The organism is Flaviflexus sp. (assembly GCF_052087705.1).
In the GTDB taxonomy this organism is placed as follows: Bacteria; Actinomycetota; Actinomycetes; order Actinomycetales; family Actinomycetaceae; genus Flaviflexus; species Flaviflexus ciconiae.
The window spans coordinates 109530-123765 of record NZ_JBQCYC010000001.1 but is presented as its reverse complement, the minus strand read 5'-3'; the positions used below and the strand labels follow the sequence as shown (position 1 = coordinate 123765).

Below are 14236 nucleotides of genomic sequence, written 5' to 3'. Positions count from 1 at the left end.
AGTAAAGAATAGACTCATGAGTATCATCACAGCACTTGCCCGCCCGTTCCTGGCGGTTCCCTTCATCGCCTCCGGTGTGGACGCCGTCCGCAACCCCAAAGATCACATCGAAACCGTCGAAAGAGTTAACCCGACCCTCGAACAGCTCGGAGTGAGTCCACTCGACCCCGGAACAATCTCTGTTCTGACCCGCGTTGTCGGCGGTGTCCGCATCGCTGCCGGTGTCGGGATGGCAATCGGTAAGAAGCCCCGCGTTGCTGCCCTGACCCTCGCCGCCACCGAAGTTGGCCTCGCGGCCGTTAAGAACCCCGTGTGGCTCTCCGAGGGGGAAGAGCGCAAGCAGCACATGGCTGGACTTGTCGGCTCCCTCGGCCTCATCGGCGGCGCCCTTGCCGTCGCTGGCGACCGCCGCGGCAAGCCCTCGCTCGGTTGGAAGCTTGAAAATCACCGTAGCCACAAGGAAGACCTCAACGCGCTGGCCGACAGCTACGAGGACCGCCTCGATGAGCAAAAGGCTAAACTGGAAGAAAAGATCGCCAAGACCAAGGAGAAGGCAAAGTCCTGACCTCAGATTCTTCCCACCTCGACCCGTGGCCGGCCCCCTTCACGGGATCACCGGTTCACGGGCTCGTTGCTGTCCCGGGCTCGAAGTCAATGACCGCCCGACAGCTTGTTGTCTCGGCCCTCGCCGACTCCCCCTCGCGCCTCGAAGGCGCTTTGCGCTCCCGCGACACGGACCTCATGATCGAGGCCCTGAAAAACATGGGGGTACAAATCGACGGTGACGGCGACACCCTCGACATCACCCCGGCGCCGCTGAAAAGCGCACACGTTGAGGTTGGCCTCGCGGGAACCGTCTTCCGTTTTCTCGCGGCCGTGGGCGTCCTCGCCGACGGTCCCGTCAGCTTCGACGGCGATAAGGCTATGTACGCGCGCCCCATCGAGCCGTTGCTCGATGCGCTTGACCAGCTCGGAGCAACCATCACGGCAGGGAACGGCCCCGGCGGCCGCACCCTCCCCCTCACGGTCTCCGGTCCCGTCTCGGGCAACGAAGTCACGGTTGATGCATCCGGCTCCTCCCAGTTCATCAGCGCCATGCTACTTCTGGCACCACGGCTCCCGGGCGGCCTCACCATCAAGCTCGCGGGCACCGCGGTGCCCTCCCTTCCGCACATTTCCATGACCGTGGAGGCACTGCGGAACGCGGGCGCGGATATCACCGAGAACCTCGAAGGCCCGATCAGCTGGGTCGTTTCTCCCGGGCCGCTCAACCCCGGCACCGTCGTCATCGAACCCGACCTGTCGAACGCCAGCCCGTTCCTTGCGGCCGCCGCGGCAACCGGCGGAAGCGTCTCGGTACCACGCTGGCCGACGGAAACAACCCAGGCCGGCGCTCTCATCGTCCCCATCCTGGAGAAGATGGGAGCGACCTCCGAGCTCGAGGACGGCACGCTCACCATCACCGGGCCAGAAACACTCAAGGGCGTCGAGTTGGATATGCACGAGGCAGGCGAGCTCACGCCCACGGTGGCGGCCCTTGCCGCGCTGGCTGAAACACCCTCCCGCCTTTCCGGCATCGCTCACCTGCGGGGCCACGAAACGGACCGACTCGCTGCGATCTCGACGGAGATCACGAAACTCGGCGGCGTCTGCGTCGAAACGGCAAACGGACTCTACATCGAGCCAAAGCCGATGCACGGCGGAGTCGTCGACTCATACGAGGACCACCGGATGGCAACATTCGGGGCTATCCTCGGCCTTGCCGTCGAGGGCGTCTCCGTTCTCGACATTGGTTGCACGTCGAAAACAATGCCGGACTTCCCCGGCATGTGGACAAACCTGGTCACATGAGGGACACGGGCACGGATGATCCCCGGGTCCGGATCCGCCCGAACAGGCGCGGTTCCCGTCCCCGGACAAAGATTCGTCCCGACTACGATGACGCGCTTACGGCGCGGGTCTACCGCGTGGATCGCGGCCGCTACCATCTCGTCCTCGACGAGTCGGGAACCGCCGTTGTCTCCGTCAAGGCACGAGAACTCGGCCGCGGCGCCATCGCCGTCGGCGACCGGGTCGCCGTTGTCGGGGACACCAGCGGCCGCAAGGATACCCTGGCACGGATTGTTAAGGTCCTCGAGCGCACCTCAACACTGCGTAGAACCGCGGAAGAGGGCGAGGCCGCCGGGAATGAGCGGGTCATTGTCGCCAACGCCGACAAGCTCCTCATCATTACCGCACTCGCCCAGCCAGAGCCGCGCACCGGCATGATTGACCGTTGCCTCGTTGCCGCATACGACGGCGGCATGGAACCAATTCTCGTCCTCACGAAGTCAGATCTTGCCGACCCCACTCCCCTCCTTGATCACTACCGGAACTTGGAGATGAGAGTTCTGTCCACGTGGATCAATGAGGAAATGGGCCAGACCGACGGGGTTGACGTCGTTGCCAACGAAGTAGCCGGCAGCATCTCCGTCCTCGTTGGCCATTCGGGCGTCGGCAAGTCCACCCTCATCAACGCCCTGGTACCCGACGCCGAGCGGGCCACCGGATCGGTCAACGAAGTGACCGGGAGGGGAAGGCACACATCCTCGTCAGCAATCGCCTTTGACCTTGCCGACGGTGGCGTCATCATCGACACCCCCGGCGTCCGCTCCTTCGGGCTCGCCCACGTGGATCCCGACATGCTTCTCGAAGCATTCCCCGACCTCATTCCGTTGGCTGAGGAATGCCCGAGGGGATGTACGCACACGGAGACGGAACCCGAGTGCGGCCTCGACAGCGCAACGGAGCAAACCGCGGAACGCGTCGAGTCGTACAGGCGGCTTCTCGAGGCCCGCCATAACGCCGAACAATTCTGAGTCCGCGATACTGACGCTCCCCCGTCGCGTCGCCCAACTGACGTAGGGTTGGTGCCATGCAATCCCTAACTCGATTGGGCGATGACCTGAGCTTCGCCACCGCCATCATCGACCAGGTCGATGCTCTGACCCTGCCCCGCTTCCAGGCACAGGACTTCACCGTCTCAACGAAGCCGGACAACACCGAGGTCACAGAGATCGACATTGCCGCCGAGCAGAAGATCCGCTCCATGCTGTCCCGCTCTCGCTCGCGTGACGCGATCCTCGGAGAAGAGGAAGGCGAGACCGGCACCGCTGCCAGGCGCTGGATCATTGACCCGATTGACGGCACCCGCAATTTCGTCCGCGGAGTCCCCGTCTGGGCAACGCTTCTTGCTCTCGAAGAAGAGGGCGAGATCGTCATGGGGATCGTCTCTGCCCCGGCACTCCACCGCCGCTGGTGGGCCGCCAGGGGCCTCGGTGCCTTCACCGGCCGCAACTGGACCAACGCAAAGCAGCTTCAGGTCTCCCAGGTGTCGAAAGTCGAAGACGCTTCGCTCTCCTACTCGTCGATGAGCGGATGGGCGGAGCGCGGTCAGCTCCGCGGCTTCCTTCGCCTCGCCGAACAGTGCTGGCGCAACCGCGCCTACGGCGACTTCTGGTCCTACATGCTACTCGCCGAGGGCGCAGTCGATATTGCCTGCGAACCAGAGCTCGAACTGTACGACATGGCGGCCCTGGTCCCTATCGTCACCGAAGCGGGCGGCACATTTACTTCCGCTGATGGCGAGCCCGGCGTGGCTGGCGGCAACGCGTTCGCGACCAACGGTCTACTCCACGAGGAAGCCCTTGGCCTCCTCCACTCCATCACCGACGGCGAGGGCGAAGCCCGCGCCTAAACGCACACATCTAGCACATCGAGGGTTCCCAAAGGCAGAGAGTCTTGGGAACCTTCGAGGCGCTTCCCCAACCGACACAGAACAGACCTCTTAGTCATTGGCGTCAGCACTTCTAGGTTGCGAGACGGCGCTTAAGCTCAACTGCAAGCTTCAGGCGTTCACTCGGGTGGTACCAGAGCATGTCGAGGTCCGCACAATCGTTGTAGGCATCTTCATCGCCCTTCCGTGCCGACAGGATCGTACCCGCGGAAGCCTCCTCGTCTACAAAGATGGCAGCGACGTCGCGCCACCTGACTTGTCCACCTACTGAGACGCGCGATGGTTCGTTTTCATCAGCAGATCCTGCCGCACCATCAAACGCAATCACGAGTCGAAATGGGACATATGCACCGGAAGTGAGATGATCGTCCGCAGCGGCAAGCTGAACGATCAAATCGAGTTCTTCATCGTCTTCTTCAGTGAAGAAAGCACGCACACCTGGAGTCACAGCATGCCCACTCGGGATCTCGAGCACTGCTTTCTCGAGGTCATCGAGACTAATCGCCGAGAAAATGCGTCTTGATTCGAGCATGTCATACACCGTTTCACCATCGAGTTGCCGCGCCACCAATTCGCGGCGCAACCTTAACCATTCCTGAAAGCGGAATGTCATACAATTTACTCTGGTATTAACAAGATGTATTGTTAAGTATCCGATTGCCATTCGGTCACCGTCCTGGTCAACGAATGGCAATGAAACCCTTACTTCTCGTTTCCTCAAGGCTCTAGCACCTTAAGGGGCACGGAAATCACGAAGCGGAGATCTCATATTATGGCCACAAAATTTATGACGATTGCCGATGTCGCAGAGACACTTAACGTTTCGACGGCACAGGTTCGATCACTTATTCATTCCGGAACTCTACCCGCCATCCAGGTTGGAGGGCGCGGTCAATGGCGTATCGAGCAGACTATTCTCGATAAGTACATTGAAGACGGATACGAAGCTACTAAACGTCGCGTTCAGGGCCAGGACTAAATCCTGGCCAAACTCGATGGGGCCACCACCGGTGGCCCCATTTTCTTATCCACATGACCGGTTCTAACCGGTTGTCCACTTTGCTAACGATGCTAATAATCATATAAACATCGTTCTTGCCCGTAAAGCGGAACTAGTGGATTAAAGATACATAGAGGTTAAAAAATGAATAATAAAGGAGAGGCTCCCGAGCCAAAGGACAAGTTTCCTGTTCCTCCAACGCCGAAGGAGCGAGTCTCAGGTCCGTTGCCGGATCCGCAAAAGATTGCCGAGAATATTGCGCTTGGCGCCTTCGAGGTGCTTTCGGGCTATCGATCCGTCCAGCAGCTTCAACGTTGGCTCGAGCCTCAGCTCTACGTGGAGCTAGCGCAACGTGCCGGCGTTAGGTCCCGTGTGAAGGCAAAGAAGAGCCTTCCGGCGCGCGTCATCAATTCGATCACGTGCGAACCTGCCGAGGGCGTGTGCGAAGCTAGCGTGGTCGTTTGGAACATAGATCGGCCCCGAGGCTGCGCAGTGAGGCTGGCGGAGCATCGGGGCCGCTGGAGGGCTCAGGCCCTCGACGTGATCTAGCGGCGCTTCTTCTTAGCAGCGCGGCGCTGGGCCCGGTTCTGTCCGGGCTGGGCCGGCGCCGGGCGGGCGGGACCTGACGTCTCTTCCTTATTGGTCATCATGCGAGACTTGGGGCGCTCAATCGAGAGGACCTTATCGGCGGCTTCCTGGCGCTTCGCCATGGCAACCGTCTCGTCCGCAGCCTCCACGGCTGCGATCTCATCCTTTGCTACCTGCTCGTCATCGGAGGCCATCTTTAGGCCGAAGAGGTAGCGAACCGTTTCTTCCTTAATGGAGACGGACATGGCCTTAAACATGTCGTAGCCTTCCCGCTTGTACTCAACAAGCGGGTTGCGCTGCGCCATGGCACGCAGACCAATACCTTCCTTCAGGTAGTCCATCTCGTAGAGGTGCTCGCGCCACTTCCGGTCAAGAACGGTGAGGAGAACTCGACGTTCAATCTCTCTCATCTGTTCCTCGCCGAACTCGGCCTCCCTCTCCTCATACTGGGCGTGGATATCGTCATCGAACTCGGCGTTAAGGCGCTCAACGGTCAGGCGGTTCTTCGCCCCCACGTCCTCGAGGAGCTCCTCCGTGGTGAAGGACGGGCGGTAGACGGTCTTCATGTCCGTCCACAGCTCGTTCAGGCTCCAGTCGGTGGGATCGCCCAGCGTGTGCCCTGCGACAACGTCCTCAACGACCTGGGTCATGTAGGACTGGATCGAATCGGCGAGGTCCTCGCCTTCCAGGATCTCCCGGCGTTCCTTGTAGACGGCCGCACGCTGATCGTTCATGACGTCGTCGTACTTGAGAACGTTCTTACGAGTCTCGGCATTACGTGCCTCGATAGCGGTCTGTGCGGACTCGATCGACTTCGCCAGGATCTTGAACTCAAGGGGTTCATTCGAGGGGTGGTTTTCGGGACTCAGCAGCTTGCTTGCCATGCCCGAGGCGAACAGGCGCATGAGCTCGTCTTCGAGCGACAGGTAAAACCTGGATTCGCCCGGGTCGCCCTGACGGCCGGAGCGGCCTCGGAGCTGGTTGTCGATACGGCGAGACTCGTGGCGTTCCGAACCGAGCACGTATAGTCCGCCCAGTTCTTTCACCTCGTCGTGTTCGCGCGCAACGGCTTCCTTCGCGGCCTCCAAAACCTCCGGCCACGCGGCCTCGTATGCTTCGGGATCCTCAGCCGGGTCCAGGCCCTTCGCCTGCATCTGCTCAACAGCGAGGAACTCGGCATTGCCACCGAGCATAATGTCGGTGCCTCGACCGGCCATGTTTGTTGCAACGGTAACGGCACCCTTGCGTCCCGCCATCGCAACCACGGCGGCTTCGCGCTTGTGGTACTTGGCGTTGAGAACCTCGTGCTTGATCTTCCGCTTCGTCAGGAGCTTGGAGATCGCCTCGGACTTCTCCACCGAGGTCGTACCAACGAGGACGGGCTGTCCGGCCTCGTAGCGCTCGGCAATGTCGTCGGCGATGGCCTGGAACTTGCCGGCCTCGGTTGGGTAGACGAGGTCCGTCTGGTCGATACGGATCATCGGCTTGTTCGTGGGGATCGGGACAACGCCAATGTCGTAGGTGGAGGCAAACTCTTCCGCCTCGGTTTCGGCCGTACCGGTCATGCCGGAGATCTTCTCGTACAGGCGGAAGTAGTTCTGAAGCGTGATCGTGGCGAGAGTCTGGTTCTCGGCCTTAATCTTCACGCCTTCCTTCGCCTCGATCGCCTGGTGCATGCCCTCGTTGTAGCGACGGCCCGGCAGCACGCGTCCCGTGTGCTCATCGACGATCAGGACTTCGCCATCCATGACGATGTAGTCCTTGTCGCGCTTGAACAGTTCCTTCGCCTTGATCGCGTTGTTGATGTAGCCGATCAGCGGGGTGTTGGATGTTTCGTACAGGTTGTCGATACCGAGCTGGTCCTCGATCTTGTCGATACCGGGCTCGAGAATGCCGACGTTACGCTTCTTCTCGTCCACCTCGTAGTCGGTGTCCTTGCGGAGCTTCAAAATGATCCGCGCGAACTCCTCGTACCACTTGTTCGCATCGCCTTCGGCGGGGCCGGAGATGATCAGCGGGGTACGGGCCTCGTCAATAAGAATCGAGTCAACCTCATCGATGATGGTGAAGTAGTGGTCCCGCTGGACGAGCTCATCGACCTTCCACGCCATGTTGTCGCGCAGGTAGTCAAAACCAAACTCGTTGTTCGTTCCGTAGGTGATGTCGGCGGCGTACTGTTCGCGCCGCTGCGCGGGAGTCATGCCGGAGGTAATACAGCCGGTCGTCATGCCGAGGAACCGGAAGACACGTCCCATAAGGTCCGACTGGTAGGTGGCTAGGTAGTCGTTCACCGTGATGATGTGAACACCCTTACCGGTCAGCGCATTGAGGTAGGCCGGGAGGGTCGCAACAAGCGTCTTACCTTCACCGGTCTTCATCTCGGCGATATTGCCCATGTGGAGGGCAGCGCCACCCATGATCTGCACCGTGTAATGGCGCTGCCCCAGGGTGCGCCGCGATGCTTCACGTACAACCGCGAAAGCTTCCGGTAGGAGCGAGTCAAGGGACTCACCCTCTTCGAGTCGCGTCTTGAACTCGTCGGTCATGCCGCGCAGTTCATCGTCGTCAAGCTCGAGGAAATCATCCTCCAGGGCATCGACCTGCTTCGCGATCGTCTGCAGCTTCTTCACCGTGCGGCCCTCGCCGGCACGGAGAATCTTGTTGAGAATCTTTGACACGAAATTTTACTCCTGGGAATGGGACAGCTGACAACATTGTACGGCCTATAATGCGATCCGCCCGAGTTCGCGGGGGAACTCGGGCGGATATTCGGCGTACAGCGGAGGGGTACTCCCCCGAGCCGTTAGCTAATGCGGTCAACCATGAGGCGAGCAAAGGCATTGAGTCCGTTACGGACCTCGCCTTCCGGAATCGCATCGAGCGATGCGACGGCCTCGTCCGACCAGGTGCGCGCCAGGTCCCTGACCTCTTCCATGACCTGATGTTCACGTAGGAGGCTGACGGACTTTTCCACGGCCTCGTCACCAACATCACCTGCGAGCAGGTCGAGGATCTGCTGTCCAGCCTCGTCGATCGTGCCGACGGCGGCACGCTCCTTGAGGATCAGGATCGGCATCGTCTCGACGCCTTCGCGCAGATCGGTTCCCGGGGTCTTACCGGTGACGTCGCCGTCCGACATGATGTCGATAACGTCGTCAGCGAGCTGGAAGGCCACACCGACCTTCTCGCCGAACTCGGCAACCGCTTCCGCGATCTCGGGCGAGCCGCCGGATGAATTCACGCCGTAGCGGGCCGAAGCCGCGATAAGGGAACCGGTTTTGTCGGCCAGAACGTTGATGTAGTTGTCCCGAGCAGACACGTTTTCGGGAGCGCCGAGGGTCTCGCGGAGCTGGCCGAAGCACAGCCGTTCGAAAGTGACGGCGTGAAGGCGTACCGCCTCCGGGCCAAGACCAGCGACGAGGGACGAGGCCTTCGCGAATAGCACGTCACCGGCGAGGATCGCGGCGGAGTTCCCGGCAAGCTGCTGAGCTGAGGGCACTCCCCTCCTCATCGGTGCCTCATCCATGACGTCGTCATGGTAGAGCGTGGCGAGATGCGTGAGCTCGACGACCGCGGCTGACACCTCGGCATCCTCGTTGCCCGGGTTAGGGCCGAGGAAGGACGTCAGCAGGCACAGGGCGGGGCGCAGGCGCTTGCCGCCCGCTGCCGCCAAGTGCCGCGTCAGTTCGTCAACGTCGGGTTCGGGTGATCTGACCGCCTCCTGGAGACGCGTTTCCACGCTCTCCATGAGTTCGGACAGACGTTCGTTCAGGCTGCCGGTGGCGCTGACGAGTTCTTCGATCACGGGAGTAGCACCGCCGCGTTTCCAATGAGGTCAAGGACAGGTCCGGGGAACACACCGAGTGCGATGGTCGCGATAGCTGCGATGACGATCGCCACGAGGCTCATGCCCTCCGAGGAGACTACCGTCGTCCGCTCGTCCGAATCCTCAAAGAACATGAGGACGACGAGACGGAAGTAGAAGAACGCGGTCGCTGCGGATGCGAGAACGGCGATGACAACCAGCGGCCATGCCCCGCCCTCAATACCGGCGGCGAAGGCGGTGAACTTACCGACGAAGCCACCCGTGAGCGGAATACCGGCAAACGAGAGAAGGAAGATCAGCATCGACACGGCAAGTGCGGGCTTGCGCTTGCCGAGCCCGGCCCATGCCTTGAGCGAGGTTGCCTCGCCCGTGATGTTGCCGTTTGAGTCCTTCTCGCGAACGAGGGTGACGATGCCGAAGGCACCGACCGTTGCTACGCCGTAGGCCAGGAGGTAGAACAGCGTGGCGCTGATGCCCGAGGTCTCGAACGACGTGGCCGCGATGAGGACGAAGCCCGCGTGGGCGATCGACGAGTAGGCAAGCATGCGCTTGATGTCGGTCTGGATGATACCGAGAACGGTACCGACCAGCATCGTCACGATGATGATGACCCAGAGGAGAACCTCGAGGTCGCCCGCCATGCCCGGGGCAATGACGTAGAGGAACCGGATCATTGCCGCAAAGGCAGCGATCTTCGTGCCTGCCGCCATGAAGCCCGTGATCGGGGTCGGAGCGCCCTGGTACACGTCCGGGGTCCAGGAGTGGAACGGAACGGCACCGACCTTGAAGAGCAGGCCGACGAGGACGAAGACAATGCCGATGATGAGCATCCACTCCATGCCGACCGTTGCCGTTGTTGCCTGAGCAACCTCGGAGTAGCGGACGGAACCCGAGAATCCGAACAGGAGGGCAACGCCCATGAGGAAGAAGGCCGACGAGAACGCACCGAGCAGGAAGTACTTGAGTGCGGCCTCCTGCGAGATGAGGCGCTTGCGGCGCGACATGCCCGACAGGATGTAAAGCGGCAGCGAGAGAACTTCGAGGGCGATGAACAGCGTCAGCAGGTCGCCCGCTGCGGGGAAGGCCAGCATGCCGGTGACGGCGAACAGAACGAGGGGGTAAACCTCGGTCTGCTGAACGCCGGCACGGATGAGCTCGCGCTCCTCCTGAGAACCGGGACGGGTTGCTGCCGATGCCGCGAAGGAACCTTCGCGGGTCTGCGTGCGGTCGGCGATAACGAAGGCCGCGAGCAGAGCGGAGACAAGGACAATGCCTTGGGCCATGAGGGTGAAGGGATCCTCGATGAGCTGTCCGCCCACAACTGCCTGCGCGTCTTCGGTGTCAACAACGGTCCAGCGCCACACGACGGAGACAAGCGCTCCGGCGAGGGCAAGGAACGTGATCGTCACCTGGACGGAGCGACGGGAGTTACGCGGAGCGAAGGCCTCGACCAGGACTCCGAGAACGGCGGCACCCATGACCACGAGGATCGGAGTGAGTGCTGCCCAATCGATATCTGGGGTCACAAAGTTAGTCACTTGAGGTTCCCTTCGGTGAGCGCGGACGTAGCAAATGCGTTATCCGCGACGATGACGGCGGACTGTTCCGCGACCGGCTCGACGATCTCGATGATCGGGCCGGGGACGAAGCCGAGGGCCAGCATCAGGGCCACGAGAACACCGGTGACGGTCTTCTCGGAGACTCCCAGGTCCTTGACCTCGATGGCGGGCCGCGGTCCGGTGAATACCCGCTGGTACGGCAGGAGAATGTACAGAGCCGCGAGGATAACGCCGATGACGGAGATGCCTGCGATGAGCTTCGAGACCTCGAACGTTCCGGCCAGGACCATGAACTCGGGAACGAAGCCCGACAGGCCCGGCAGGGACAGGGTCGCAAGACCGGCGATGAGGAAGCCGCCCGCAAGCAGCGGGGTGACGCGCTGCCAGCCACCGTAGTCGGTGACCATCTGCGAGCCGCCCCTCTTTGCGAGGTAGCCAACGATGAGGAACAGCGCTGCCGTTCCCACACCGTGCGCAACCATGTACAGGATCGCACCGGTCATGGCGGTCTCGGATCCGGAGAAGATACCCATCACCATGAAGCCGAAGTGCGACACCGAGGTGAACGCGATGAGGCGCATGAGGTCCTTCGAAGCGATGGCCATGAAGCCACCCCAGATGATCGATATCAGAGCCAGGATCATGATGACCGGGGCTGCGTCCTGTGCGGCGCCCGGGAAGAGCGGAAGACACAGGGCGATCATGCCGTAGGTTCCGACCTTGTCGAGGACGCCGACGAGCAGCGCGGATGTTCCGGCCGGTGCCTCTTCCGTTGCGTCGGGGAGCCACGTGTGGACCGGAAACATCGGGGCCTTCACCGCGAACGCGATGAAGAAGGACAGGAACATGAGCATCTGTGCTGTCTGCGAGCCGTCAACCGAGCCTGCCAGGTTGGCGATGAGGAAGCCTTCGGGGCCACCCGGTCCGGAGACGTACGCGGCGACAACGCCGACAAGCATGACGAGTCCGCCAGCAAGCGAGTACAGCAGGAACTTCAGTGCCGCTGCCTTGCGCTTCGGGCCACCGTAAGAGCCAATCAGGAAGTAGACCGGGATGAGCATTGCTTCGAAGAGCACGTAGAACAGGAACACGTCCTGCGCCGCGAAGATCGCGATCATGACGGCTTCGAGAGCAAGGACCCAGGCGACGTAGCCGGCGTCGCGGCGGCCGCTCTGCTCCTCGTGAGGACGCAGGAAGCGATCCGAGTCAGCCGTGAGGATGACGAGCGGGACGAGCACGACGGCAAGGCCGATCATGACCGCACCCATGCCGTTCACGCCCCATGCGAGCGAAACGCCAATCGACGGGATCCACGAGTAGGTCTCGGCCAGCTGGACGGTGCCAGCGGTTGCCGTGTCGAACTCGGAGACGAATGCGATGATCGCACCCGCTAGGACCAGGACTGAGACGACGACGCCATAGGTCTTCGCCTGACGGTGGAGCGGCTTGACGGCGGCCAGGATAATGGCTGCGACCAAGGGCACCAGGATTAGGACAGTCAGCCAGGGAAAGGCTGCCGTTTGTGGGGTATCCATGTAACCTCTATTCCTCCAGTCCCGGTCAGATCCGCGCCGCGAGGGCCAGGATGACGACGACGACAATACCGAGCGTCATAACACCCGCGTAGCTTCGTGCGTAACCGTTTTGGATCTTGCCGATGCTGCGTCCCACGGAGCCGAAGCTCCGTGCCACAGCCATGACGAGGCCGTCGATGAGGCCCCGATCGGTCCCGTCCACGCCGCGCGTCAGCCACTGGCCGGGGCGCATGAACAGGTTCTCGTTGATGGCGTCCTGGTGCAGGTCGTTGCGGGCAGCGTTGACCAGGACATTGGCGGCAGGTGCCTTCGCGGGCACGTCGTTGCGAACGTACATGACGTAGGCAACGGCAACGCCGATGGCGACGAGCGTTAGGGTCAGCCCGATGATCACGGGGACCGGGATAACCGGCTCCAGGTGCTCAACGGCTCCGGTGACCGGCTCGAGGAACGTGACGAAGCGATCTCCAGCATCGAGGAACCAGCCCAGTCCAACGGATCCGATGGCCAGGATGATCATGGGGATCGTCATGAGAGCCGGGGACTCGTGCGGGTGCTTAGCATTCGGGCCTTCGGAGCTCCAGCGGGGCTTACCGTGGAAGACCATGAAGAACAGCCTCGACATGTAGAAGGCGGTCAGGCCGGCGACCAGTAGCGTTGCAGTACCGAACACCCAGGGCTGCCAGCCCTCGCCGACAAACGCGGCCTCGATAATGTAGTCCTTCGAGTAGAAGCCAGACAGGAACGGGAAACCAATAATGGCAAGGTAGCCCAGTCCGAACGTCACCCAGGTGACCTTCATGTGCTTCCACAGTCCGCCGAAGCCTCGCATGTCGACCTCGTCGTTCATCGCATGCATGACGGAGCCAGCTCCGAGGAACATGCCGGCCTTGAAGAAGCCGTGCGTGACGAGGTGGAAGATGGCGAATGCGGCACCGATCGGGCCAAGGCCCGCAGCCAGCATCATGTAACCGATCTGGGACATGGTCGATGCTGCCAGCACCTTCTTCATGTCGTCCTTCGCGGAACCGACGATGGCACCGAAGATCAGCGTGATCGTACCGATGATGGCAACCAGTAGCTGAGCGGTGGGTGCGCCCTCGAAGATGAAAGCGGAACGGACCATGAGGTAGACACCGGCGGTCACCATGGTGGCGGCGTGGATGAGGGCGGAGACCGGGGTCGGGCCCGCCATTGCGTCACCGAGCCATGCCTGGAGGGGGAACTGTGCGGACTTACCGCACGCAGCTACCAGTAGGAAGATGCCGATCGCGGTGAGGACGCCCTCGCTGGCGCCGCCAGCGGCACCGGCCACACCGTCGAAGCTGACGGTGCCGAACGAGGCGAACATGGTCATCATGGCGAGCAGCATGCCCATGTCACCGACACGGTTCATGACGAACGCCTTCTTGCCTGCGGTCGCGTACTCGGGGACCTGGTTCCAGAATCCGATGAGCAGGTACGAGGCAAGGCCCACGCCCTCCCAGCCCACGAAGAGGACCAGGTAGGAGTTACCAAGAACAAGGAGGAGCATCGAGGCAACGAATAGGTTGAGGTAGGCAAAAAACCGGCGACGGTCCCTGTCCTTCTCCATGTACGCCACCGAGTAGATGTGAATGAGCGTGCCAACGAACGTCACAAGAAGAACGAACGTGATCGACAACGGGTCAACCCGGAAGCCCAGCGCAACATCGAGGTCCCCGCCGGGGATCCACTCGTAAAGGATGTGCTCCTGAATACGATTCGAAGAATCCTGGCCCAGCAGGTCAAGCGCGGCCATGACGCCGATAACGAGGGAGCCGAGGGAGGCAAGGATGCCCAGCCAGTGGCCCCAGCGGTTAGCGCCCTTCCCCGCGAGGAGAAGGATGCCTGCGCTGACGAGCGGAATGGCGACGGCGAGCCAGATGAGCTCCACGTTGCCGGTTGCTGCGATTGCGTTAGTAGTCACAATCT

The 14236-nt window shown here is 61.6% G+C and carries 12 protein-coding genes; 6 read left to right on the top strand and 6 right to left on the bottom strand.

The genetic code is table 11. The features are described from left to right. Nucleotides 1-16 precede the first annotated feature (16 nt). Genes ACTHUY_RS00590 through hisN form a run of 4 tightly spaced genes read left to right on the top strand, consistent with a single transcriptional unit; the run spans nt 17 to nt 3736 of the window. Nucleotides 17-565: a DoxX family protein gene (locus ACTHUY_RS00590; protein ID WP_441654273.1), complete on the top strand. Its 549-nt coding sequence runs from the start codon at nt 17-19 to the stop codon at nt 563-565. Further along, on the top strand, nt 562-1851 hold the full coding sequence (gene aroA, locus ACTHUY_RS00585) for a 3-phosphoshikimate 1-carboxyvinyltransferase (protein ID WP_441654336.1): 1290 nt from the start codon (nt 562-564) through the stop codon (nt 1849-1851). The genes ACTHUY_RS00590 and aroA overlap by 4 nt, the downstream gene beginning before the upstream one ends. Further along, nucleotides 1848-2858, top strand: coding sequence for a ribosome small subunit-dependent GTPase A (gene rsgA, locus ACTHUY_RS00580; protein ID WP_441654272.1), 1011 nt, complete (start codon nt 1848-1850; stop codon nt 2856-2858). Before aroA ends, rsgA begins: the two co-directional genes overlap by 4 nt. Nucleotides 2859-2914: 56 nt before the next feature. Beyond that, nucleotides 2915-3736 carry a histidinol-phosphatase gene (hisN, locus tag ACTHUY_RS00575; RefSeq protein ID WP_441654271.1) on the top strand — a complete coding sequence of 274 codons (822 nt, stop codon included), beginning with the start codon at nt 2915-2917 and terminating at the stop codon, nt 3734-3736. A 112-nt stretch (nt 3737-3848) separates the two neighbouring features. On the opposite strand, the gene ACTHUY_RS00570 is transcribed toward hisN, so the two are convergent. Further along, on the bottom strand, nt 3849-4439 hold the full coding sequence (locus tag ACTHUY_RS00570) for a DUF6912 family protein (protein WP_441654270.1): 591 nt from the start codon (nt 4437-4439) through the stop codon (nt 3849-3851). A 108-nt stretch (nt 4440-4547) separates the two neighbouring features. Here ACTHUY_RS00570 and ACTHUY_RS00565 point away from each other — a divergent pair, with 108 nt between their 5' ends. After that, nucleotides 4548-4754, top strand: a complete 207-nt coding sequence (locus tag ACTHUY_RS00565) for a helix-turn-helix domain-containing protein (protein ID WP_126703950.1) — start codon at nt 4548-4550, stop codon at nt 4752-4754. A 165-nt stretch (nt 4755-4919) separates the two neighbouring features. Continuing rightward, nucleotides 4920-5324, top strand: a complete 405-nt coding sequence (locus ACTHUY_RS00560; protein WP_441654269.1) for an Rv3235 family protein — start codon at nt 4920-4922, stop codon at nt 5322-5324. On the opposite strand, the gene secA is transcribed toward ACTHUY_RS00560, so the two are convergent. From secA to nuoL, 5 genes are all read right to left on the bottom strand, one after another. After that, entirely contained in the window at nt 5321-8041 is a 2721-nt protein-coding gene (secA, locus tag ACTHUY_RS00555) for a preprotein translocase subunit SecA (protein ID WP_441654268.1), read from the bottom strand. The two genes, ACTHUY_RS00560 and secA, sit on opposite strands and share 4 nt — an antisense overlap. A 125-nt stretch (nt 8042-8166) precedes the next feature. After that, a complete protein-coding gene (locus tag ACTHUY_RS00550; RefSeq protein WP_441654335.1) occupies nt 8167-9111 on the bottom strand; it encodes a polyprenyl synthetase family protein in 945 nt (314 codons plus the stop codon). 53 nt (nt 9112-9164) lie between these two features. Beyond that, on the bottom strand, nt 9165-10727 hold the full coding sequence (nuoN, locus tag ACTHUY_RS00545) for an NADH-quinone oxidoreductase subunit NuoN (protein ID WP_441674809.1): 1563 nt from the start codon (nt 10725-10727) through the stop codon (nt 9165-9167). After that, nucleotides 10724-12283, bottom strand: coding sequence for an NADH-quinone oxidoreductase subunit M (locus tag ACTHUY_RS00540; protein WP_126703954.1), 1560 nt, complete (start codon nt 12281-12283; stop codon nt 10724-10726). Before ACTHUY_RS00540 ends, nuoN begins: the two co-directional genes overlap by 4 nt. A 25-nt stretch (nt 12284-12308) precedes the next feature. After that, nucleotides 12309-14234, bottom strand: coding sequence for an NADH-quinone oxidoreductase subunit L (nuoL, locus tag ACTHUY_RS00535; protein WP_441654334.1), 1926 nt, complete (start codon nt 14232-14234; stop codon nt 12309-12311). Nucleotides 14235-14236 lie beyond the last annotated feature (2 nt).

Coding starts and splice junctions, on each gene's coding strand:
- ACTHUY_RS00590 (WP_441654273.1), top strand. CDS start 17: ATGAGTATCATCACAGCACTTGCCCGCCCGTTCCTGGCGGTTCCCTTC.
- rsgA (WP_441654272.1), top strand. CDS start 1,848: ATGAGGGACACGGGCACGGATGATCCCCGGGTCCGGATCCGCCCGAAC.
- hisN (WP_441654271.1), top strand. CDS start 2,915: ATGCAATCCCTAACTCGATTGGGCGATGACCTGAGCTTCGCCACCGCC.
- ACTHUY_RS00570 (WP_441654270.1), bottom strand. CDS start 4,439: ATGGCAATCGGATACTTAACAATACATCTTGTTAATACCAGAGTAAAT.
- ACTHUY_RS00565 (WP_126703950.1), top strand. CDS start 4,548: ATGGCCACAAAATTTATGACGATTGCCGATGTCGCAGAGACACTTAAC.
- ACTHUY_RS00560 (WP_441654269.1), top strand. CDS start 4,920: ATGAATAATAAAGGAGAGGCTCCCGAGCCAAAGGACAAGTTTCCTGTT.
- ACTHUY_RS00550 (WP_441654335.1), bottom strand. CDS start 9,111: ATGGAGAGCGTGGAAACGCGTCTCCAGGAGGCGGTCAGATCACCCGAA.
- ACTHUY_RS00540 (WP_126703954.1), bottom strand. CDS start 12,283: ATGGATACCCCACAAACGGCAGCCTTTCCCTGGCTGACTGTCCTAATC.